This window comes from Mesorhizobium koreense (assembly GCF_031656215.1).
Taxonomy (GTDB): domain Bacteria; phylum Pseudomonadota; class Alphaproteobacteria; order Rhizobiales; family Rhizobiaceae; genus Mesorhizobium_L; species Mesorhizobium_L koreense.
This window is the reverse complement of record NZ_CP134228.1, coordinates 1,391,670-1,413,061: the sequence shown is the minus strand read 5'-3', so window position 1 is coordinate 1,413,061 and position 21,392 is coordinate 1,391,670. Positions and strand designations below refer to the sequence as shown.

The following is a 21,392-nucleotide window of genomic DNA, read 5'->3' as shown; positions in this document are numbered from 1 at the left end:
GTCGTTGCCTCAATGCACCAGGAGTTTCCGTGGATCCGCGATGCAGCCGGAAAGCGCGGAGGCTGCCACTGTCGCGGGGCTTGCCAGGTGGGTTGCGGTTTTCGGTCCCTGGCGGCCCTCGAAATTGCGGTTTGTGGTGGAGATCACCCGCTTTCCGGCGAGCCGGTCGGCTCCGCCTCCGCCGCAATAGGCGCAGCCCGATTCCTGCCATTCGAAACCGGCGTCGCGGAATATCCGATCGATGCCCTCGGCCTCGGCCTGCGCCTTCACCTGCCCTGATCCGGGTGTGCAGTATGCCGGGAATCCCTCCGGTACCTTGCGGCCTTGCAAAACAGCGGCCGCCTCGCGGAGATCGGATAACCTCGCATTGGTGCAGGAACCGATATAGGCCGCCTGGAGTGGAATGCCTTCGAGCGGTGTACCCGGCGCAAGGCCGATATAGCGCAAGGCGTTTTCCGTCAGTTCGCGCATGCCGCTGTCCTCGATGGCCGAAGGATCCGGAACGCGCCCGTCGATCGCAGCGACCTGCTGCGGGCTGGTGCCCCATGTCACCTGCGGGCGTATCTCGGTGCAGTCGATCACGACCTCCTTGTCGAAATCCGCGCCATCGTCCGTCGCAAGCATGCGCCAATAGGCGAGCGCCCGGTCCCAATCGGCGCCGCTCGGCGCGAATTCACGTCCGGCAAGATATGCGTAAGTCACGTCGTCGGGAGGCACGAATCCATATTTCGCCGAGAATTCGATCGCCATGTTGCAGATGGTGAGCCTGCCTTCGATCGGCATGGAGCGGATGGCGGACCCGGCGAATTCGACCGCATAGCCGATGCCGCCATTGGCGCCGATCGTGCCGATCAGGTGCAGGATCAGGTCTTTCGGATAGACGCCGAGCGGAATGCTCCCCTCAAAGCGGATGCGCATCGTATCGGGGCGGCGCTGCGGCAGTGTCTGGGTGGCAAGCACGTGCTTGGCCTCGGTTGAGCCGATTCCCCAGGCGAGCGCGCCGATGCCGCCGACGGTGCAGGTATGGCTGTCGCCGCAGACGAGGGTGAGGCCCGGCAACGCCACGCCGAGTTCCGGCGAGATGACGTGAACGATACCCTGTCGGGGGTCGCCCACGTCGAAGAAGGTCAGGTTGAGCGCCTTGGACAGGGTCCGTGACGTGCGGATCGCCTCGATGCCGCCGACGCGCTCGGAATCTTCCGGCCCGCGGCCCGGCCGCACGCTGATGGCATGGTCGATGACGGAAAATACCTGGTCCGGGGAGGCGACGCGCCTGCCCTCGTCTTCAAGGGATTTGAGCGCCGCGCTGCCGCTCAGTTCGTGCAGGAACAGGCGGTCGATCTGCAGAAGTGACGTCTGATCCCCGAGATCGGCGATGGCATGCGAATTCCATACCTTTTCAAAGAAGGTTCGTTCCGTCCGCATGGGTCAATGTTTCCTCGCTGGCTGCTTGTCCTTGCCCGACGAAGGGGGTGACGCCCCGCCGGTCAATATCAGTTGCCTGGAAGGCCAACAGGCGTTGTTCGCTTTCGGCGCGGAGGCGCATGATGTGGCGCCTCATCAGCAACTCGGCGCATTCGCCATCCCGATGTTCGATGGCTTCGAGTACCCGGCGATGATCCTCCCACGAAGCGGACCCGCCAAACTGCATCCATTTGTAGTGGCGTCTCCAAATCTTGAACAATCGGAAATAGTCGACATTGACCAGGCGTATCAGCCGGGAGTTGTGCGTTCCCCGCACGATGGTCATGTGGAAGTCGTGGGTGTAGGCAACAGTGTGCCCACGGGCGACCTCCTCTTCGAACGCATGCCGCAGGCCAACTATCTCCTCATTGGTCATGTTCTCCGCCGCCAAGCGCGCCGCAAGGCTTTCGAGCGATGCACGGATGACGTGGGTGTCGAGAATCTCCTTTGGTGAGTGCGTGACGATGCGCGCGCCGGCATTGGGTGAGCGCTGGACCAAATCCCGCTCTTCCAGACGACGTATCGCTTCGCGCACCGGACCACGGCTAACACCGTAGTATCGGGCCAATTCAGGCTCTGACAGTTTTTGCCCGGGAACGAGTTCGCCGGTCAGCAACTTGTCGATAATGGCGTCGAAAAGCCGCTGGACTTGCTCGCCCTCACGGCGTGTGGGCGCCTCCGTCTCTGGTCCTGTCGCGTCCACCGCGGGCTTTTCGCTTTTCACGCAATCCTCCATCGCAACCTCAAGCCTAATATACGGCCAAAATGTGTCAACACTTTTCGTGGAATATCTCGGATCGATGCAGGAAAATGCCCTTGTAGGTTATATTGCCTAGCCTTTTTTTCAAAAGTGTTGACAATCTGGGAGCGGTGCGCAACGTTGAACCTCAGACAGCCATTGGGAGGAAAACGATGGCGGGATGGAAGGGCATGTCACGCCGATTCCGCGACATGCTGAAAAGTGGGCGCACGTTCGTTCAGCCGGGCGTCTTCAATGCACAGTCGGCACAGATCGCGGAAAAAGCCGGATTCGAAACCGTCGGCGTATCCGGGTACAGCCTTTCGGCGACCCTGATCGGCAAGCCGGACGTGGGCCTCACCACCCTCACCGAGGTCGCTCAGTTGACCGGCTACATCTGCGATGCGGTGAACATCCCCGTGCTCGCCGACGCCGATACCGGCTACGGCAACGCCATCAACGCGATGCGCACCGTCGAACAGCTCATAAAATGCGGCGCCGCGGCTATGTTCATCGAGGATCAGGTCGCGCCGAAGCGCTGCGGTCATGTTTCCGGCAAGCAGATCATCACGATGGACGAAGCGGTCGGCAAGTACCGCGCAGCTGTGCGCACCCGCGACAGCCTCGACAAGGATGTCGTGCTGGTGGCGCGCTGCGACGCCCGCGGCGTCGCCGGCGGGTCGATCGAGGACACTATCCGGCGCGGCAAGGCCTATATGGACGCCGGCGTCGATGTTTTCTTCCCCGAAGGCGTGACCTCCCGGGAAGAACTTGAGCGGGTCGCGAAGGAAGTCAGTGCACCCCTGCTTTTCAACCGTACGGGTGTCTCGCCCAACCTGACCTTGGCCGACCTGAACGGGCTGGGCGTCTTCCTGGTCGCCAATCCGGGCGGCGCGATGCGCGCCGCCGCGCGCGGTATGTGGGACTACCTGCATGAATTCGCGCGCCAGGACCAGGCGCTGGACGAACGCATCAAGCGCGAGCAGGCGGACCACCCGGTGACGGACATGCATGCTTTCGTCGGCTTCCCCGACATCTGGAAGCTCGAACAGGAGTTCCTCCCCAAGGACGACCTTCGCCGAAAATACGAAGGCTCGATCGGTTTCCGGCCCTGAACGCAATGAACATAGCCCTTAACGAACCAGAGCCGGCCGGACAGGTGATTATCGAGGTTCGTGGCCTGCGGAAATGGTACCCGGTCAGCGGGCGCTCCAAGGACCCGTCCCGACGCGGCGAACGGCGCTACCTGCATGCGGTGGACGGCGTGAGCTTCACCTTGCGCCGCGGAGAAGTGCTCGGCCTCGCAGGCGAAAGCGGCTGCGGCAAGTCGACGACGGGCATGACGGTGCTGCAGTTGCACAAGCCGTCCGGCGGCGAGATCCTGTTCGACGGCAGCGACCTTGCCGCATCGCCCAGCGCGAAGAGCATGAAGGCCTTCCGGCGTCGCGCGCAGATCGTCTTCCAGAACCCGTACGAATCCCTCAACCCCCGCTTTACCGTTGCCCAGAGCGTTGGTGAACCGATCTCCATCCATTTCCGCGAACCGGCGGAGGCGCGGCGCGCGCGCGTTGTCCGTGCGATGGAGCGGGCCGGCCTTGCACCGGTAGAGGCCTATCTCGACCGCTATCCCCACCAGCTTTCCGGCGGTCAGCTCCAGCGTATCGCGATTGCGCGCGCAATATCGGTGGAACCCGAATTCCTCGTCGCCGACGAGCCGGTCTCCATGCTTGATGTCTCGATCCGGGCGGGCATCCTCAATTTGCTCAAGCACTTCTCGCGCGAGATGAAAATGGCGATCCTCTATATATCGCACGATCTCTCGACCATGCGGCACATCTGCAATCGCGTGGCGATCATGTATCTCGGCCGCATCGCCGAGATCGGCTCGACCGACCAGGTCCTGGATCATCCGCAGCACCCTTATGCCAAGGCGCTGATGGCGGCGGCTCCTGTTATGGGCGGCCGCCGTCGTCAGCGCATCCAGCTCGAAGGCAGCGTCCCCAACCCGATCGACCCGCCATCCGGCTGCCGTTTCCACACGCGCTGTCCGATGGCGTTCGATCGCTGCCGGAAAGAGGAACCCGTACTGCGCGCGGCCGCAGCCGGCAGCGAGGTGGCCTGTCACCTGTTCGACTGACTTTTGCGTCTTTGAAGGAGAAGACAATGCGCCTGAGGGACAATCTGATCAAAGAGCGGCCGAGCACAGTGCTGCGCCGGCTCTTCAACGAAAGCCCCGAACCGGTCGTGGGTGTCTACGGCTCGACGGCGCATCACGCACAACTCGTCGAGGCGACCGGATTCAGCTATTTCGGAATTTCCGGATCGAACACCTCGACCCACCTCCTCGGCCTGCCCGATGCCGGCCTTCTCACCCTCGCCGAACTGCTCGAAAACACACGACGCGTCTGCCAGGCGGTCTCGATCCCGGTTCTGGTCGATTGCGACACCGGCTTCGGCAATGCGATCAACGTCATCCGCACGGTGGACGGCATCATCCGCGCGGGCGCAGCCGCCCTCTTCATCGAAGACCAGGTGGCGCCTAAGCGGTGCGGCTTCGTCAAGGGCAAGGAGCTGATTTCCGTCGAGGAGGCGGTCGGCAAATATCGTGCCGCCTGTGATGTCCGCGACGATCTGGATCCCGACTTCATCATCATGGCGCGCACGGATGCACGCGGCGCTGTTGGAGGCGGCATGGACGAGGTCTTGCGCCGCTGCGAGGCCTATCTGAAGGCTGGCATCGACGTGATCTATGTCGAGGCGCTGCAGTCGCGGGAGGAAATACAGACGGTGCGCGATGCCTTCCCCGACGCGTTGCTCAAGGTCACGCCATGGGCCATCGATCCGCCGATCACACCGGAAGAGACGAAGGCATGGCGGCTTTGCACGACCGGCATGCACATCACCCGCATCGGTTCGGTCATGATGTACGACTTCCTGCTCGACTACAAGAAACGCGGCGAAGCCGCCTACAACGAGTTCGCCGCGCGCTACAAGAACCACCCTCTCGGCGGCTTCGGCATCTTCGATCTCACCGGTTTTCCGAAAGTGCTGGAACTGGAGCGGAAATACCTGCCGCCGGAACATCTCGAGCGCTACGAGAAGTCGATCGGCGTCTACGATCCGCGCGTCGGACACGCAGGCCGCATTGCCGGGGAACGGGAGGAAGAAACCAGGCCGGCCGCCGAATAGGACCGCGGCATCGCGCGTCGAACCGGCGTTGCGGATTCGGCAAACCTCAAGACGGGAGGATTTCATGAACGACAAGAAGAATTCAGGCGGGCCGATCGACCGCCGCACGCTCCTTCAGTTGATGGCGGCGACCGGGAGCGTCGCCGCCTTTGGCAGCGTCAGTGGCTCTCACACCGCGCATGCGGCCCCTTCGGGAGGTTCCGGGATCAGCGTCGTCAGCCCGAAATACGAGACCTTCTACAAGCATTACAGCGATTATTTCATGAACGACCCGCAATGGGTCACCTACACCTCCGCTCGTCTGAAATGGCCCGCCAAGGGTGAGCGGGTTCCCGACCTGTCCGTCGTCATTCCCAACAGCAACCCCGACTGGTTGGACGCCTTTCGCAAATGGTCGAGCGACGTTGCCAAGCTCGGCATCAAGTTCGACATCTCGCAGGCCTCACAGGCGCGGTGGCTGGAACTGATCACCGTTCATCGGCACGGCGACATGGAAACGCATCCGTCCATCCTGCGGCCGGAGCGCGTCGATCCTTCGGAATGGATCACCTCGCGCGCTTATGGCGCCGACCGCCGGAACTACGGTGAATATGTCTGCGAGGAATATGATGCGGTGATCGAGGCGCAATCGCGCGAAGGGGATTCGAAGAAGCGCCTGGAACTGGTGCGCAAGGCGCAGGCGATCCTGGCCGAGGACTATTATTCGAACGTCGTCGGCTGGGGACCCGAACTCATCGAGGCCTTTAACAGCGCCAGCTGGGACGGCGTCGTACAGGTCCGCGGTTTCGGAGTCGGCTCGCTGAACATGCCCCACTCCTATCTGAACATGACTCCCAAGGGCGATCGAAAGAGCCTGCGCTGTGGCAAGATATCGGGTTTGGAAACGACCAACCTGCTCGCCGCCACCAACAACATGCGCTCGATCGGCCGTCTGATCTACGATCGGCTCGCCTGGCTGGACAAGGATCTCAACGTGGTGCCCTGGGCCGTGGAATCCTGGGAGCGGGTAGACGATCGCACTTGGGATATGAAGCTGCGGCCGGGAATGAAATGGCACGATGGCAATCCCGTCACCATCAAGGATCTCAAATTCACGTTCGACTTCCTGCAGAAATGGGAACGCGGCATCCTGTGGACCGCCAATCGGTTCCTCGACAAGACGGAGATCAAGGACGAGGCGGGTGGCATCCTTCGCGCCACTTTCAAGCAGCCTTACGGCCAGTTCGAAAGCTATTTCCTGCAGCTCAATGTGATCCTGCCTGAGCACATCTGGGGCGACATCATGCAAAAGCAGGGCATCGGCGATGATGTCCGTCGCATTCGCATCGAGAAGCCGATCGGCAGCGGCCCGTTCAAATATGCACGGTACCGGAAGGATGCGGATCTGCAGCTCCTCGCCCACAAGGAGCATTTTGCAGCGCCGAAGGTCGACGACCTATGGATTGTCATCACGCCGACCGTCGACGGCCTGCTCGGCAAGCTGCTCAATGGCGAGATCGACCTGATCGACACGAGCGACCTGCAATTGCGCCCAAGCCAGGCGCAGCAATTCAACGGAGTAGAGGAACTGACCGTTCTCAAGACGCCGGATATCAATTGGCTGCACGTGATCAGCCGGCCGTCGATCCTGCCGTGGCGCGACTACGAATTCCGCACGGCATGGATGCACATGCTCGACCGCCAGTTCCTGATCCGCTCCCCATGGGAAGGCGCGGGCAAGGTGCCGGCTACGGATACCTTCCTGGTGCCCGGCAATCCGTGGAACAATCCGGACCTGCCGCCGATCCCCGAGTTCAACCTCGATAAGGCGCGCGATATCCTTCAGAAGGCCGGGTACTCCTGGGATGCCGACAAGCGGTTGGTCTACCCCGACACGGGCGACCAGAAGTTCCGCGAGCGCGTGAACAAGGTCCTCAAATCCCACACCTGGGGCGGACTGAAGATGATGGCCTGATGCCGAGAGAGGGCCGGCGTGATTGGAACCGGAGTTTCGAGCCCGTTCACGCCGAATCCGATGAAATACTAACCGCAAGGACCAGTCCATGACCGGATTCCAGCGTTATTTCTTCCGGCGCCTTGGTCTGATGGTGTTCGTCATCTGGTGCGTGATGACGATCATGTTCATCCTGTTCCAGAAACTGCCCGGCGATCCGACGGCCATCTTCGTCGACAACAACTTCTCGCCCGAGATGATCGCCCAGACCCGCGCGAGCTGGGGCCTCGATGATCCGTGGTACGTCCAGTATGTCCGCTATCTCTGGAACATGGCGACGTTCAATTTCGGAGCCTCGTTCTTCCAGCTCGACCCGGTGTCGAGCATCATGGCCGAAAAGCTCCGCAACACGCTCTTGATGATCGTGCCGGCGCTGATCATCAGCATCGTTGCGGGAACCATCATCGGCGCCGCGGCCGGCTGGATGCGCGGCCGCAATTTCGAGCGCATCACGGTCGGCGTATCGCTGTTCCTGCATTCGGCGCCGTCCTTCTTCGTCGGCATCCTCGTCCTCATGATCTTCTCCTACAAGCTGCGCTGGTTGCCTTCGGGCGGCATGACCGGCCTGGGCGGCCCCAATCATTTCTTGGGGATCGTCGGCTCCGGTGAATACTGGCGGCACCTGCTGCTGCCGTTGCTGGTTCTCGTGAGCCGCGAGGTCACCGGTCCGATCCTGCTGTTGAGGGCCAGCATGCTCGAGGTGAAAGGCAGCGAGTTCCTCGACATCCTCCGCGCCAAGGGCCTGCCGCCATCCGGCGTTGTGACGCATGCGACACGCAACGCCCTCCTCCCGCTGGTCACCTATATCGCCGTTATGATGGGCCTGCTGTTCCAGGGGCAGGTCCTGCTGGAGATCATCTTCTCCTGGCCCGGCATCGGCCGCGAGCTCGTGCAGGCGCTGAACGACCTCGACTACCCGGTCGCGCAGGCCGCGCTCTACATAATGGCGCTGGTGACGCTGGTGCTGAACTTCATCGCCGATCTGCTCTACGGAGTGATCGATCCCCGTGTTTCCTACGAGTAGGAGCGCGAAGATGGCGCATATACGCTTGGCATACGAGGTGACAGAACGCGCCCCCCGTATCGGCTTTCTGCGCCAGGGCTGGGACAGGATCAGCGTCATCCGCAAATATCCGACAGGTGTCGCTGGCCTGGTGCTGGTCGTGCTCTTCGTCCTCGTCGCACTGTTTGCCCCGCTGATCGCGCCTTACGGGCCTTTCGAGGTGGTCTATCGCCCGGACCAGACCCTGTTGCGCATGGCCCCGCCTAACGCGCAGGCATGGTTCGGGACGACCAATCAGGGCATGGATGTCTTCAGCCAGCTCGTCTGGGGCTCTCAGATCGCACTGACGGTCGGCCTTCTGTCCGCGTTCGGCAGCGTTGTCATCGGCACGCTTGTCGGCCTGCTTGCCGGCTATTTCGGCGGCTGGGTCGACGACGTTCTCATGCGGATAACTGACGTCGCTTTCGGCATCCCGTTCCTGCCCTTCGCCATGGTCGTCATCTCGATCCTCGACCCCAGCCTGTCGCTGGTCGTGCTTCTGGTGATCTTCTTCCTATGGCGCACCACGGCGCGGGTGATCCGGGCGCAGGTGCTTTCCCTGCGCAACCGGCCCTTCATCTGGGCGGCCAAGGCGGCGGGCGCCGGGCCGTTCAGGATACTCTTCGTTCATATCCTGCCGAACGTGATGCCGCTCAGTTTCCTCTATGTGGCGATCGGCGTTCAGACCGGGGTGATGATGGAGGCCGCCCTTTCTTTCCTCGGCTTCGGCGATCCGCACATCCAGAGCTGGGGGACCATGCTGAACGCCGCCTTCGCGGCCGGTGCCATGCGCACCGCCTGGTGGTGGGTGCTGCCGCCGGGGCTGGCGCTCTCGGCCTTCGTCATTTCCGTCTTCATGATCGGCCGGGCCTATGAGGAAATCCTCAATCCGCGGCTGCGGTCCCAGTGAGCGACGCCATGTCTCCTGTCCTCGAAATCCGCAACCTCGAAATCCGCTACGATACGGCGACCGGCTCCGCGCATGCCGTCGACGGGATTTCCTTCAGCATCGAGCCCGGTGAATATCTCGGTCTCGTTGGTGAATCCGGCTGCGGCAAGTCCACCGTCGCCAAGGCGATCCTCGGCATCCTGCCGCCGAACGGGAAGGTATCGGCCGGCGATATATTCTTCCAGGGAACGGCCCTCAATCGCTTGTCTCCCACCGACCTTAGGACCATCCGTTGGCAGAAGATCGCGTTGATCCCACAAAGCGCGATGGACGGTTTCGACCCGGTCTATACCGTTCGCCAGCAGCTCGAGGAAGCGATAACCAGTCACGTCAAGGTACCACCAGCCGAGCGGCGGAAGCGGCTGGAGGAGGTATTCGAGCTTGTCGGCATCGCCACGGGCCGCCTCGATGCCTATCCGCACCAGTTTTCCGGTGGCATGCGCCAGCGCGCCATGATCGCCATGGCGATGATCCTCGATCCGGTGCTGGTCGTTGCCGACGAGCCGACGACCGGCCTCGATGTCATTGTCCAGGATCAGATCCTACAGCGCATCCGTGACATCCATGAGCGGATGCAGAAGACCATGCTGCTGATCACGCACGACATGGCGGTGGTGGCGGAGAATTGCGACAAGATCGCCGTCATGTATGCCGGCCGCATCATGGAGTACGGCCCGAACGCTGTTTTCGAGGAACCGTTCCACCCCTATACGATGGGCCTTCGCAACGCCTTCCCGGACCTGGACGACCGGAACCGCGAGCTGATCTCGATCCCCGGCGGACCGCCAAGCCTGCTGGCGCCTCCGCGCGGCTGCAGGTTCCACGAACGGTGCCCCTTTGCGACTGCCCGATGTGCGCGCGAGGAACCCGCGCTAACGCCGGTCGGCGAAAACCATGTCGCTGCCTGTCACTATGTCGAAAAGGCCACCGAATTCCGCAAGCGGGCGGCCAATCCCAATACTTGGCGGCGCGCCGCCATAGCCGAGCCGGCTTGATCAGAACGGAAAGGAACCACCATGAAGACGACGACTAGATTGCGCCAGATGCTGGCTGAGCCCGGCATGATTGTGGCTCCGGGCTCTTACGATTGCATCTCGGCGCGGACGATCGAGCAGGCAGGCTATTCCTGCGCGTACATGACGGGCGCGGGCACGTCGATGTCGCGCGGCTTTCCCGACTACGGGCTCCTGACCATGAGTGAGATGGTCGAAAATGCGGCTGCCATCGCCCGTTCGATCGATATCCCGCTGATTTCCGATGCCGATACGGGCTATGGCAACGAACTGAACGTCACGCGCACGGTACGCGAATTCGAAGGGCGAGGCGTTGCTGGCATCCATATCGAGGACCAGGTATCGCCGAAGCGCTGTGGCCATCTCGACGGCAAGGAGGTCATCTCGCGTGACGAATATGTCGCCAAGATAAGGGCGGCCGTCGCCGCCCGCAGCGATCCCGATTTCGTCATCATCGCCCGCACCGACGCGCGCGCCGTCATGGGCCTTGACGAGGCGATCGCTCGCGCCAGGCTCGCTTGCGAGGCCGGCGCGGATGTCGGTTTCGTCGAAGCGGTGCAGTCCACCGAAGAGATGGCCGCCGTGCCGAAGCAAATCGGCAAGCCCTGCCTGCTGAACGTCGTCCAGGGCGGCAAGACCCCGCTGGTCGAACTGGAGGAAGCCAAGCGCATGGGGTATCGGCTGGCCATCCTTCCCGGCCTTCTCTTCACAGTGGCGATCGATGCGATGGACACCATCCTGGCCAACCTGAAGAAGACCGGAAAAGCGCCTCCCCGCCCTAAAAGCGCGACTGTCGCCGACACGTTCCGCCGATTCGGTACGGAGGATTGGGACCGCATCCGGCGCGGCGAACACGCGTCCTCTCTCCTGCGCATGACCGCGGCGGAATAGACGCCCCTCCAGCCCCGGTGAACCCAAAGGCCGGCAACTGCCCCCGGCCGTCTCAACTTCGACCGTCCGAGGATTTTTCCCATGAGCATGACCGCCGTCCTGGAACCCCCATCAGCGGAGGCGACCGATCCCTCCGGCCCTACCGGTCAACTTGCAGCCTGGCTTGCCGGACTGAGGATGGAACAGGTTCCCTCAGAAGTCCGCGAGCGGGCAAAACATCTCATCCTCGACGGCATCGGCTGTGCTCTGGTCGGCGCGCAACTTCCGTGGTCGCAGACGGCGGTAGAGATCGTGACCCGGATCGAAGGCCGTGGTGACAAGACGATCATAGGCTGGAGACGCACGACCGCCGGACCCGCGGCCGCGCTTCTAAACGGCACCTTCATCCAGGGGTTCGAGCTGGACGACTTTCACGCGCTCGGACCGCTCCACAGTGCCTCTGTCGTCATTCCATCATTGATGGCGTGCGCGGAACAGATCGGCTCGGTTTCCGGGCGCGACTTCCTGCTCGGCGCCGTTGCCGGCTTCGAGGTCGGACCGCGCGTGGGCATGGCGCTGCATGGCGGCCAGATGCTTTCCAGGGGCTGGCATTCCGGATCGGTTTTCGGCACGCACGCCAGCGCCGCCGCGGCCGGGAAACTGCTCGGTCTCGATGCGGCACGCTTCGAAGACGCGCTCGGCCTGGCTGGAACGCAATCCAGCGGTCTGATGGCCGCCCAGTACGAGGCGATGTGCAAGCGCATGCATCACGGCTTCAGCGCCCGCGCGGGGCTTTATGCCGCCTTTCTGGCCGAGGGCGGATATACTGGTATCAAGCGTGTCTTCGAGCGCGAGTATGGCGGCTTCCTATCCGTTTTCGGCGAGGGGCACGACCCGGATTCCTCCCGGATCGCGAGCGACCTGGGCGAAAGGTGGGAAACCGACCGCATCGTCATCAAGCCTTATGCCGCCATGGGCTCGCTTCACGCGCCTCTCGATGCGCTGTTCGAACTTGCGGCAAAACGGCCCCTGAAACCCGAAGAGATCGAAGCCGTCGATATCGACATATCGCATGCCGCCTATCACCACGGATGGTGGCGCGTGGAGCGTCCGCTTACGACGATCGGGGCGCAGATGAACGTCGGCTACGCCATCGCGGTCGCCATTCTCGACGGCGCGGCGATGGTAAAGCAGTTCTCGCCACAGCGCATCGACAGCGACGACGTCTGGGCGCTCATCCCGAAGATCACCGCGCACCATGATCCGGCTTTCGACACAGGCGGGCAGAAGAGCCGTGGCAACACGCGGCTTCGCATCCGCTTCACCGACGGCACGGAACTGGAAACGTACCGGGAAGGGTCGCGGGGCGTCATGAACCCGCTCACGAATGATGAGATCGTCGAGAAATACGAGACGCTGACCGAAGGCATCGTTTCTCCCGAGCGCCGTGACAGTATCAGAGAGACGATCCTTCACTTGGAGCAAGTGGACGACATCGGTCAGCTCGTGGCTTTGCTGGCCGCTCCCGTATCGGCTCCATTTTGAGCCTTGTGCGAAGATACAAGAGAGCCTGACGCTTCGTATCTGTGGATGCCGCTGGCGATATTTCCCGCGAGTTCCATCATGAGAACGACGGGGCGCCGTCGCGCATATGGAAAAAATGCCATGATGATCGGTTCGTCGGGCAGACATGCGCGGAGGCGCTGCGTCGACTACACTATCCACGCTGGCCGCTCGGAAAACGCCTTTGCGAAGTGGTTGACGATCGCCCGCAACTTCATCGGCATCGGCTTGACCGGTGGCCAGACGGCAGAGATCGGCAGAGGAGTGGGCGTGAGGTTTTCAGCGATCCTGATGAGACGACCTTCCTGCAAAGCTTCATGCGCGATGAACATTGGCAAGACTGCGATGCCCAGCCCTGCAATCGCCATGTCACGGATGGCCTCGCCATTGTTCGCCGAGATCCGGCTTTCCATCGACAGTCCGATTACGGACCCATCCTCACGAACGAATTGCCAGACATTGGCGGCCTGGACGTTGAGGTAGCCAATGCAGGGATGGCTCTGGAGGTCGCCAAGCGTTTCGGGCGTGCCGCGACGGCTAACGTAATCCGGGCTCGCCACGATGACGCGCGGGTCCTCGCAGAGCTTGCGGGCGATCAGGCCGGAGTCGGGCAACTGTCCAACGCGGATCGCCAGATCGAAGCGGCCACGTACCAGGTCGAGAATCCGGTCGTCGTAATCGAGGAGAATATCAAGGTCCGGATGCTGACGAGCGAAGTCCGCTATCACCGGGCTCAAATGCCGAATGCCGAAGCTCATCGGCGCGGTGATCGCAAGCGACCCCCGCAAGCCCGCCATACCCCAGGCAGCGCTTTCAACCGCATTCGTCATTTCGGTCAGCACCGGGCGCAGCCGTAGTGCCAGTTCCTCGGCACTTTCAGTCGGTGTGATACGGCCGGCGTGACGCCGGAAAAGTGCCGCCCCGAGCGCTGCCTCGAGATCGGCGATGCGCTTGCTGATGACCGACTTGGAGAGGTTCGATCGGGCGGCCGCGCTAGAAACCGTCCCGGTTTCCATAACGTCCAGAAACGTCCTGATTTCCTCGATTGTCCACTTCATCCAACAATGTTTAGCGCATCCAGCGTTGCTGCGCACCGGCACCGTTCGTGAATCGCGAACGCTGGGTCTTCCCGTTCAGGGCTCAACCGGTGTGGTCGCCACGATCATATTGGGTGCATCGAAACAGGAGTGACCGACATGCAATTGACCGGAATCCATCATCTGACGGCGATCACGGCCGACGCTCCGGCCAACAAGCGCTTCTATACGGAAACGCTGGGCCTGCGTCTGGTCAAAAAGACCGTCAACCAGGACGATACAAGCGCCTATCATCTTTTCTACGCCGACGGCGAGGCGACGCCGGGCACGGACCTCACCTTCTTCGATTGGCCGGTGGAGCGCGAAAGGCGGGGAACGCCATCGATCAGCCGCACGGGCCTCAGGGTCTCAGGCGAGGACAGCCTGAACTACTGGTCCGCACGTCTCAAGGATCTGGGCGTTGCAGCAGAGCCGATTAGGACGGTCGACGGTCGCGCCACGATCGATTTCGAGGATGCAGAAGGCCAGCGGTTCCGGCTGCTCGATGATGGTGGCGCAGGCACGGCTCATCCCTGGGATCGCAGCTTGGTTCCCGCGGAGCATCAGATCCGCGGCCTCGGCCCGATCACCATCTCGCTGCCAAAGCTGGAGATGACCGACGCCCTGCTGACCCGCGTGCTCAACATGAAGCAGATCCGCCAGTATTCCTCGCCCGACGGTCAGGGCGACGTCCATGTCTACACAATGGGCGACGGCGGACCGGCGGCCGAACTCCACGTCGCAGTCCAGCCCGGACTTCCGATGGCGCGGCAGGGTGCGGGCGCGGTCCATCACGTCGCGTTTCGCACACCCGACGTGCAGTCGAGCCGCGACTGGGCCGCACGCCTTTCGGAATTCCGCGTCCCGAATTCCGGCGAGGTCGAGCGCTACTATTTCCGCTCGCTCTATTTCCGTGAGCCCTCAGGGAACCTGTTCGAGATCGCGACCGACGGCCCCGGCTTCTCCGTTGACGAGCCCTTGGAAAGTCTGGGCGAAAGGCTTGCCCTACCGCCTTTCCTGGAAGGCAAGCGGGCTTCCATCGAGGCAAACCTGAAGCCTCTCGGCTGAACCCGGCTTGGCAAGGATGTTTCCGGCTGTGCCGGAAACATCCAGCAGGATCGATCCCGTGCTTCGAGGTAACTTATGACCACGATATTCGGCCTATCCGGCAGTCTTCGCAGGGCCTTATTCAAGCCGGGCTCCCGCGCGTGGCTGCCGAGGTCGCCCCGCCCGAAGTGACTATCAAGATCGGCCGATCCTCGAGGTACCGCTCTATGACGCCGATGTGAGTTTAATCCGGCGCGACCGCCATCACGTCGGCCCATTCCGGGTGTTTGCGATACTGCGCCCTGACATAGGGACAGATCGGCATGATCCGAAAGCCGTTTCGGCGGGCATCTTCGATCATGTATTCTACCAGAACGAAGGCGGCTCCAGTTCCACGCATGCTTTCCGGCGCGCCGGTGTGATCAGCGCTGATGAGATCAGGACCGCGTACCGAAAAGGTGATCTCCGCCTCGCCCTCGACACCAGGAATGCGCGCCACGTAACGTCCGTGTCGATCGTCGCGACGCTCCTTACCGATTTCCATCTCAGCCATCATGGTTCCTTTCCGCGTCCAGAAGCCATTCGCGTGCGAGTTCAACATCCGCGGAGCCCAACTCATGTCCTGACGAGAGGACATGATGCTCAACCCGCGCTCCCTGTTCGCGCAACCATCCCTTGAGCACCGGCGCGGCTGAACCGTACGGATCGGTGTCCCCGCTCAGCATGAGGACATCCGCGCCCCTCAGATCCGCTGCCGGCAGCGGATCGAGAACGGGCGTGCTCCGCAGGAGGATGGCCCGGCGGATCGCTGCAGGATAGAGCGCCATCACGGTAGCGGCGAAGTTCGCGCCGTTCGAAAAGCCGAGGCAGATCATCCGCACCGGGTCCAGCCCGTAACCGGCGACCGCTCCTTCCATGAAGGCCGCGAAAGCCTCCGCCTCCGCCCGGATATCCGCCTGGTCGAAGGTGACCGTCGTCAGCCGTCGGAACCAGCGGGCAATGCCTTCTTCGTGGCTTCGTCCGCGTACACCGAGAAGCACCGCTCGGGGCGCTATCCGGCGGGCAAGCGGCATGAGATCGGCTTCGTTGCCACCGGTTCCGTGCAGCAGGACGAGCGTGCTTCCATCAGGATCGTCCGGCGTGTGGAAGCGGTGGACGAACGGAAGGGCACGCTTTGGGCGGCGCGGCTCGCCAGGCATCGAGAATTGCGGCAGCATGACCTTCAGATCCTCGGCCTGTTCGGCATCGTGCGGCGGCACAAAAAGAGCTTCACCCAGGCGTTCGAGAGGCTCGTCGACCGTGAAGCCCGGGCCGTCCGTCGCCAGTTCGAAGAGCGTCCGCCCGGTTCCCGAACATAGAGCGAAGTGAAGTACTTCCGGTCATGGATGGTCGTCGGCGACGAATTCAGTGCCGATAGCTCTGCCTCCGCCGCTCGTATGGCCGCTACGTCCGCGGCGCGGAAAGCGACGTGATCGGCGGTGCCGGTTCCGGGAACGCCGGGAACATAACCCGTCGCGTCGCGGACATCGACGGCATCGGTTTTCGATCGCATCCGCCTGATATTTCCGGCGACAAGTCCCGGTTCGTATCCGAACCGACTGAGGAAAGCTGCCGTCTGCTCGGGCTCGTCCGTCAGGATGGTGATGGCCCGCAGTCTGCGGATCGCACCATTGCGAGCGGCTTCACCGGCATGTGGGGAGAGGTCGACCCCCACCAGCTTGACGATGACACCGTCCGGATCTTTCAGCCGCAGCACCGGTTCGCCGAACTCTCGGAGCGGCCCATCGACACTCACGTGCTGGTTCAGCGCGCGTAGCAACCAGTCGCCGATGCTGGCAGATGGCACGACGAAGGCGATCTCCGCCACCTGGCCGGTGCCGACACGCCCCGGCGCGCCATCTTCCCAGACCAGGAAAGTGACGAGCGATCCGGGCGAGCCCCTCTCGTCACCGTAGAAGAGATGCAGTTGGCGGCCGTCCTCATATCCGCCGGTCCGCTTGACCAGCCGAAGCCCTAGGAAGCCGACATAGAAATCAATGTTTGCCTGCACGTCGCGCGTGATCAGCGTGACATGATGGATGCCGTTTGATGCCGCGGCCAACACTCCAGCCCTCGTCCTGTCCAATCCGGTCCGGGCATAGGCACCGCGCGCGGTGCAGTTCCGGCAAGAGAGGCCTCTATGATCTATCCATGATCGTCGCATGGCAGTGCGAGGCGCCCAACCAATTTTCGCCAGACCCGGTGTTCGCATTTCACGAACAATTACCTCAATCTGGCAAGCCGGTGGGACGGCTTCTTCCACGTCATGGGAAACAGTTTGATCGTGGCCGTCGGCGCCACCATTCTGGCCGGCGTCGTCAGCTTCCTCGCCGGCTATGCCTATTCTCAACGAAATCGGCCCGCGTGATATCACCGTCGGTGTGCGGCCTCACGACCTTAGGTTTGAGCCGGTCGGACAGGCGAAATTAAAGGCCACGGTGGCGATAGTGGAGCGGACGGGAGCGGAAACGGTAGTGACCTGCACCCTTCCCAGCGGCAGGAATGTTTGCGCAGCTATGCCCGGACAGATCGCCGTCAACGCGGGCGAACAGGTGGGGTTGGGATTCAATCCCATGCAGCTCCATTATTTCGATCCCAGAAGCGGCAAGGCACTCGTTGCTTAACCATCGCCGTCCAATTCACCTTATACGGACGCTGCAGCTCAATGACGCGCAGCGAGGCTGGTCCAAAAGGCCGGGCCTTGCTCCGACGTCTAGCTGTCTGTAACCAACAACCATACTTTGTGGACGCTTTTTGCTTCAGGTGAGCATCGAATGAATACGCCTACGACACGGATGGGGCGCACAGGCCTCATGGTTTCCCGCCTTGCCCTCGGGACGATGACGTTCGGCCTGCAGACAGATGAAGCGACGGCATGCGAGATACTCAACGAGGCTGCATCCGCAGGCATCAATTTCATCGATACCGCCGATGTCTATCCGCTCGGTGGCGATCTCGAGACCGTCGGCCGCACCGAAGAAATCCTTGGAAGATGGCTCCGAGGTCAGAGAGGGAGATATATCGTCGCCACGAAAGCGGTCGGCAAAATGGGTCCGAATGCCTGGGACCAGGGAGCTTCGCGAAAACATCTCCTCGATGCGATCGACGCTTCACTGGCACGGCTGCACACGGACTATGTCGATCTCTTCCAGCTTCATTCGGATGACCGGACGACACCCCTCGAAGAAATGGTCGAGGGGCTCAACCATATCGTCGCGTCCGGAAGGGCCCGCTATGTGGGCGTCTCCAATTTTCTCGCCTACAGGCTTGCCGGGCTGTTGGGCAAGGCGGAAGCAAAAAATCTGGTCCGCATCGTTACCGTCCAGCCACGGTACAGTCTCCTCTTTCGGGAAATCGAGCGCGAACTGCTGCCCCTTGCGTCCGAGGAAGGTATCGGCGTGATCCCGTACAACCCTCTTGCCGGCGGCCTCCTGACCGGGAAACATAGAGCCGTCTCCGCGCCTCCGCCCGGTACGCGCTTCACTTTGGGAAGCGCGGCTGCCAATTACCAGCAGCGCTACTGGAATGAAGGAGCCTTTGAAACCGTGGCCAGATTCGTCGAGATTGCGCGTCGCATAGGAATCTCGCCGACGACTTTGGCGATCGCGTGGGTGCTGGCCAATCCGGCTATCACCGCTCCCATTCTGGGGGCCAGCAAGCCGTCTCAACTTGCTGATTCGATAGCCGCGGCGTCCTATCAAATCGATCCCGCCATCAAGGAAGAGCTCGACCAATTAACCGCATCATACCGATTGGGCGACGCGACAAGATAGGGGCAAACCGTCCGCTCGGATCTCTGCCTAGCCTATGCCGGCAACATTGGCCGCGGCGCGAACATTGACAACCCGAATCCGTTTGGGGCGAGTCAGGAACCCAGTCACGCGCCAAGCAGTTCTCATTCAGCGATCAAGAATCCAGGCCGGCATCCAGAGTTGAAAAATCAGTATGGCCTGATCCCAATTCTGCCCGAACATCCAATCTCGGCACAAGCCGCTCGAATGGAATCCATCAGTGTCTCCGATATGGAAGACACGGGGCGATCCTTCCAGCGGATCATCGAGGGGCTGATATCGATCGTGGGCTCGACCAGGCAGTGATGCAAATCCTCGTCATGCAAAACGAGCGGGTCAACGAAGGCGATTCCTGCATTACACCGAGCCAACGCCACTGCCGTCGCGGCATGGTTTATGGATATGGTGATGCGCTTTTCGAGTTCGGTGAAATTTCCGTGTTGATTCAGGCCGGCGATCATCGATGAGTGCAGGTTCGAGATCACCGGATACTCGGCAATTTCCGCAATGGTCAACCTTTCCCGTCCTGCAAGCTTGTGCGTCGTAGGCAGGACGCAGATCATCTGCGAATTCAGTAGCTTCTCCGAAATCAGCATAGGCGCGTCGATCATAATGGTCGTCAGGCCGATATCGACGCGATTGGCCCTGACCAAGTGAAGCACCTGATGGCTTGCCATCACCTGCACCCAGCATTTGACCCTTGGATGAATCTTCCGGAACCGGCTGAGGGCAAATGGCAAAATTGCCTCGGCGGCGGTGGGCGTCGCCGAGATCGTCAGGGCTCCGGCAAGCCCGTCCTCCAGTTCGCGTGCCCGCTCGCGCACGGTTACGGTTGCACTGAGCACCCGCTCGATCTCCGGATATATGGCCATTGCTTCGGCCGTCGGACGAAGCCGGCCGCCCTCCCGATGGAAGAGCTTTATCCCCAACTCTCGTTCCGCCTGCCGCAGCAACTTGCTCGCCGCCGGTTGAGATATGCCGAGGGCGAGCGCGGAGGAGCTTACCGTTCGGCCGGTGAGTACCGCGTGGATGAGCTCGAACTGACGAAGGTTGACCATGAGAACATAACCCGGGGTTATTGAATGACGAAATCTTAGCATTTGACAGCATGATTGCTCAATCGCAGGATCGATAGCCGGATCATCGTGGGAGGACAGGATGACGAACACGCTCGACAGACGGGAGTTCCTTTTGGGAACGGGAATGTTAGCGCTTGGTTCGGGCCTGCTCGGCACCGGTCCGGCCCGGGCGGGCGCTCCCGATTTCAGTGGCCGCACGGTTCGGATGATCACGCAGCGAAGCGTCCATCAGAATGCGTTGTCCGACGCACTTCGCATCACTGCCGAGAAATGGGGCGCTAAGCTGGAAGTCCGGCAGGTTACCGCAAGCGAACTCGAAAAGAAGGTCGTGCTCGATCACGTCGCCAACTCTGCGACCTGGGACATCATGTACACCGGCGGCGTGCAGCGCATGTATGAGTGGTACGGCGGCAAAATCTCTGCCGACATGACGCCGCTCATCAAGCAATATGGCGATCCTAAGCTGCTCGGGCTTGAAGATCTGGACCCCAACGCCCGAAAGGCGGTGACTTTCGACGACAAGGTTCTCGGCTTGCCCATTGCCACCAGCAACCAGGCGATGTGCTATCGCAAGGACCTGTTTGAAGATGCATCGGAGAAAGCGGCCTTCAAGTCGAAATACGGCTACGATCTCGCTCCGCCTGACACGATGAAGCAGTTCCATGACATCTGCGAATTCTTTACCCGGAAAAAGGGGGACACCCTTGCGGGAAAGACGCTGACAGAGAATTTCTACGGGACGGTGATGCCCAACAAGAAGGGCGTTTACATCTTCCATAATTACGAAAATCTGGTCGTAGCGTTCGGCAGCGATATCTACGACCCGAAGACAGGCAAATCAGCGATCCGGTCCGAGCGCGGCCTGGAAGCCGTCAGGTTCCTCCGGTCGCTGATACCTTTCCTGCCACCCGGGCACATCAATATGGCCAACGCCGAATCTACCGCCACTTTCGTGTCCGGAGGTGCAGCCACGACGCTGGAATATTTTGACCGCATGCTGGGGACTGTGAGCGCGGGCGATACCAAGGTCCAACGTGATCAGGTGGGCTATGCGTTGCCACCGGTCGCCGAGGACAACCCCAAGGGATACAAGCACGGCGCCCGTTCGGGCCCGGCGGTCATGGTGATATCCTCGCTTTCGAAAGACAAGGAACTGGCCTTCAAGCTTCTGCAAAGCGCCATGGGGGCCGAAACGCAACTCGAAATGGCCAAGAAATATCCCGGCTATATGCCGACCAGGGAAACGGCCTTGCGCGAATTCGCCCAGAGCACACCGGAGGTAGACTATCTCGTCAGGGCCGCCGCGGATCGCGATACCGCCATGCTCACCGATGCCTCCATCATGCCCTATCCGGGAATCCTCCGTTCCAACCAGATCAGCGAAGCACTGGGTGATGCGCTGCAGTCGATCCTGGGTGGAGCGGATATCGATCCCGAGCTTCAAAGGGCGGAAGGCAAGATCAACGCCGCCCTAGCCGACGTCTATAAGAGCTGACGCCAGCGGACGCCTGCTGCTGCATCCGGAAGCGCGAACCAAA

18 protein-coding genes and 1 pseudogene are annotated in these 21,392 nt (G+C 61.7%); 13 read left to right on the top strand and 6 right to left on the bottom strand.

Features of this window, described 5'->3' with window-relative positions; all coding sequences use genetic code 11:
• Positions 1 to 9: 9 nt before the first annotated feature.
• Complete coding sequence (locus RBH77_RS06780) at positions 10 to 1,425, bottom strand: 3-isopropylmalate dehydratase large subunit (RefSeq protein WP_311031369.1); 1,416 nt, start codon at positions 1,423 to 1,425, stop codon at positions 10 to 12.
• Positions 1,400 to 2,188, bottom strand: coding sequence for a GntR family transcriptional regulator (locus RBH77_RS06775; protein ID WP_311031368.1), 789 nt, complete (start codon positions 2,186 to 2,188; stop codon positions 1,400 to 1,402). The genes RBH77_RS06780 and RBH77_RS06775 overlap by 26 nt, the downstream gene beginning before the upstream one ends.
• 188 nt (positions 2,189 to 2,376) lie before the next feature.
• Here RBH77_RS06775 and RBH77_RS06770 point away from each other — a divergent pair, with 188 nt between their 5' ends.
• The 9 genes from RBH77_RS06770 to RBH77_RS06730 all read left to right on the top strand — a co-directional run bounded on the left by RBH77_RS06770 (position 2,377) and on the right by RBH77_RS06730 (position 12,804).
• Complete coding sequence (locus RBH77_RS06770) at positions 2,377 to 3,318, top strand: isocitrate lyase/PEP mutase family protein (protein WP_311031367.1); 942 nt, start codon at positions 2,377 to 2,379, stop codon at positions 3,316 to 3,318.
• A 5-nt stretch (positions 3,319 to 3,323) separates the two neighbouring features.
• Positions 3,324 to 4,340: an ABC transporter ATP-binding protein gene (locus RBH77_RS06765; RefSeq protein ID WP_311031365.1), complete on the top strand. Its 1,017-nt coding sequence runs from the start codon at positions 3,324 to 3,326 to the stop codon at positions 4,338 to 4,340.
• Positions 4,341 to 4,366: 26 nt separating this feature from the next.
• Positions 4,367 to 5,392 (top strand): isocitrate lyase/PEP mutase family protein, encoded by a 1,026-nt coding sequence (locus RBH77_RS06760; protein ID WP_311031364.1) that lies wholly within the window; start codon positions 4,367 to 4,369, stop codon positions 5,390 to 5,392.
• A 64-nt stretch (positions 5,393 to 5,456) separates the two neighbouring features.
• Positions 5,457 to 7,346, top strand: coding sequence for an ABC transporter substrate-binding protein (locus tag RBH77_RS06755; protein WP_311031362.1), 1,890 nt, complete (start codon positions 5,457 to 5,459; stop codon positions 7,344 to 7,346).
• Between the two features lie 88 nt (positions 7,347 to 7,434).
• Positions 7,435 to 8,409 (top strand): ABC transporter permease, encoded by a 975-nt coding sequence (locus RBH77_RS06750; RefSeq protein WP_311031361.1) that lies wholly within the window; start codon positions 7,435 to 7,437, stop codon positions 8,407 to 8,409.
• A 10-nt stretch (positions 8,410 to 8,419) separates the two neighbouring features.
• Positions 8,420 to 9,337 carry an ABC transporter permease gene (locus RBH77_RS06745; RefSeq protein WP_311031360.1) on the top strand — a complete coding sequence of 306 codons (918 nt, stop codon included), beginning with the start codon at positions 8,420 to 8,422 and terminating at the stop codon, positions 9,335 to 9,337.
• Positions 9,338 to 9,345: 8 nt separating this feature from the next.
• Positions 9,346 to 10,371: an ABC transporter ATP-binding protein gene (locus tag RBH77_RS06740; protein WP_311031358.1), complete on the top strand. Its 1,026-nt coding sequence runs from the start codon at positions 9,346 to 9,348 to the stop codon at positions 10,369 to 10,371.
• 21 nt (positions 10,372 to 10,392) lie between these two features.
• On the top strand, positions 10,393 to 11,280 hold the full coding sequence (locus tag RBH77_RS06735) for an isocitrate lyase/PEP mutase family protein (RefSeq protein WP_311031357.1): 888 nt from the start codon (positions 10,393 to 10,395) through the stop codon (positions 11,278 to 11,280).
• A gap of 81 nt (positions 11,281 to 11,361) precedes the next feature.
• On the top strand, positions 11,362 to 12,804 hold the full coding sequence (locus tag RBH77_RS06730; RefSeq protein WP_311031356.1) for an MmgE/PrpD family protein: 1,443 nt from the start codon (positions 11,362 to 11,364) through the stop codon (positions 12,802 to 12,804).
• Positions 12,805 to 12,971: 167 nt separating this feature from the next.
• On the opposite strand, the gene RBH77_RS06725 is transcribed toward RBH77_RS06730, so the two are convergent.
• Positions 12,972 to 13,922, bottom strand: coding sequence for a LysR family transcriptional regulator (locus RBH77_RS06725; protein WP_311031355.1), 951 nt, complete (start codon positions 13,920 to 13,922; stop codon positions 12,972 to 12,974).
• 96 nt (positions 13,923 to 14,018) lie between these two features.
• On the opposite strand from RBH77_RS06725, the gene RBH77_RS06720 reads away from it, so the two are divergent.
• Positions 14,019 to 14,966, top strand: a complete 948-nt coding sequence (locus RBH77_RS06720) for a ring-cleaving dioxygenase (RefSeq protein ID WP_311031354.1) — start codon at positions 14,019 to 14,021, stop codon at positions 14,964 to 14,966.
• Between the two features lie 223 nt (positions 14,967 to 15,189).
• On the opposite strand, the gene RBH77_RS06715 is transcribed toward RBH77_RS06720, so the two are convergent.
• Together RBH77_RS06715 and RBH77_RS06710 are read right to left on the bottom strand one after the other, a co-directional pair.
• Positions 15,190 to 15,498 (bottom strand): GNAT family N-acetyltransferase, encoded by a 309-nt coding sequence (locus tag RBH77_RS06715; RefSeq protein ID WP_311031353.1) that lies wholly within the window; start codon positions 15,496 to 15,498, stop codon positions 15,190 to 15,192.
• Positions 15,491 to 17,049 (bottom strand): annotated as a pseudogene (locus tag RBH77_RS06710) (VOC family protein). The gene RBH77_RS06715 and the pseudogene RBH77_RS06710 overlap by 8 nt, the downstream one beginning before the upstream one ends.
• 271 nt (positions 17,050 to 17,320) lie before the next feature.
• Here RBH77_RS06710 and RBH77_RS23990 point away from each other — a divergent pair.
• Both RBH77_RS23990 and RBH77_RS06705 read left to right on the top strand, forming a co-directional pair.
• Positions 17,321 to 17,608: a TOBE domain-containing protein gene (locus tag RBH77_RS23990; RefSeq protein ID WP_371832844.1), complete on the top strand. Its 288-nt coding sequence runs from the start codon at positions 17,321 to 17,323 to the stop codon at positions 17,606 to 17,608.
• A gap of 150 nt (positions 17,609 to 17,758) precedes the next feature.
• Positions 17,759 to 18,757: an aldo/keto reductase gene (locus tag RBH77_RS06705; RefSeq protein ID WP_311031352.1), complete on the top strand. Its 999-nt coding sequence runs from the start codon at positions 17,759 to 17,761 to the stop codon at positions 18,755 to 18,757.
• Between the two features lie 167 nt (positions 18,758 to 18,924).
• Here the strand turns inward: RBH77_RS06705 and RBH77_RS06700 are convergent, their stop codons facing one another.
• Positions 18,925 to 19,833, bottom strand: coding sequence for a LysR family transcriptional regulator (locus RBH77_RS06700; RefSeq protein WP_311031350.1), 909 nt, complete (start codon positions 19,831 to 19,833; stop codon positions 18,925 to 18,927).
• Positions 19,834 to 19,933: 100 nt separating this feature from the next.
• Between RBH77_RS06700 and RBH77_RS06695 the strand changes: the two genes are divergently transcribed.
• Complete coding sequence (locus RBH77_RS06695; protein WP_311031349.1) at positions 19,934 to 21,349, top strand: extracellular solute-binding protein; 1,416 nt, start codon at positions 19,934 to 19,936, stop codon at positions 21,347 to 21,349.
• The last annotated feature ends 43 nt before the right edge of the window (positions 21,350 to 21,392 follow it).

Excerpts from the sequence above, each read along its gene's own strand:
- RBH77_RS06780 (WP_311031369.1), bottom strand. The coding sequence starts at position 1,425 with ATGCGGACGGAACGAACCTTCTTTGAAAAGGTATGGAATTCGCATGCC.
- RBH77_RS06770 (WP_311031367.1), top strand. The coding sequence starts at position 2,377 with ATGGCGGGATGGAAGGGCATGTCACGCCGATTCCGCGACATGCTGAAA.
- RBH77_RS06765 (WP_311031365.1), top strand. The coding sequence starts at position 3,324 with ATGAACATAGCCCTTAACGAACCAGAGCCGGCCGGACAGGTGATTATC.
- RBH77_RS06760 (WP_311031364.1), top strand. The coding sequence starts at position 4,367 with ATGCGCCTGAGGGACAATCTGATCAAAGAGCGGCCGAGCACAGTGCTG.
- RBH77_RS06755 (WP_311031362.1), top strand. The coding sequence starts at position 5,457 with ATGAACGACAAGAAGAATTCAGGCGGGCCGATCGACCGCCGCACGCTC.
- RBH77_RS06750 (WP_311031361.1), top strand. The coding sequence starts at position 7,435 with ATGACCGGATTCCAGCGTTATTTCTTCCGGCGCCTTGGTCTGATGGTG.
- RBH77_RS06745 (WP_311031360.1), top strand. The coding sequence starts at position 8,420 with ATGGCGCATATACGCTTGGCATACGAGGTGACAGAACGCGCCCCCCGT.
- RBH77_RS06740 (WP_311031358.1), top strand. The coding sequence starts at position 9,346 with ATGTCTCCTGTCCTCGAAATCCGCAACCTCGAAATCCGCTACGATACG.
- RBH77_RS06735 (WP_311031357.1), top strand. The coding sequence starts at position 10,393 with ATGAAGACGACGACTAGATTGCGCCAGATGCTGGCTGAGCCCGGCATG.
- RBH77_RS06730 (WP_311031356.1), top strand. The coding sequence starts at position 11,362 with ATGAGCATGACCGCCGTCCTGGAACCCCCATCAGCGGAGGCGACCGAT.
- RBH77_RS06720 (WP_311031354.1), top strand. The coding sequence starts at position 14,019 with ATGCAATTGACCGGAATCCATCATCTGACGGCGATCACGGCCGACGCT.
- RBH77_RS06715 (WP_311031353.1), bottom strand. The coding sequence starts at position 15,498 with ATGGCTGAGATGGAAATCGGTAAGGAGCGTCGCGACGATCGACACGGA.
- RBH77_RS23990 (WP_371832844.1), top strand. The coding sequence starts at position 17,321 with ATGCCTATTCTCAACGAAATCGGCCCGCGTGATATCACCGTCGGTGTG.
- RBH77_RS06705 (WP_311031352.1), top strand. The coding sequence starts at position 17,759 with ATGAATACGCCTACGACACGGATGGGGCGCACAGGCCTCATGGTTTCC.
- RBH77_RS06700 (WP_311031350.1), bottom strand. The coding sequence starts at position 19,833 with ATGGTCAACCTTCGTCAGTTCGAGCTCATCCACGCGGTACTCACCGGC.
- RBH77_RS06695 (WP_311031349.1), top strand. The coding sequence starts at position 19,934 with ATGACGAACACGCTCGACAGACGGGAGTTCCTTTTGGGAACGGGAATG.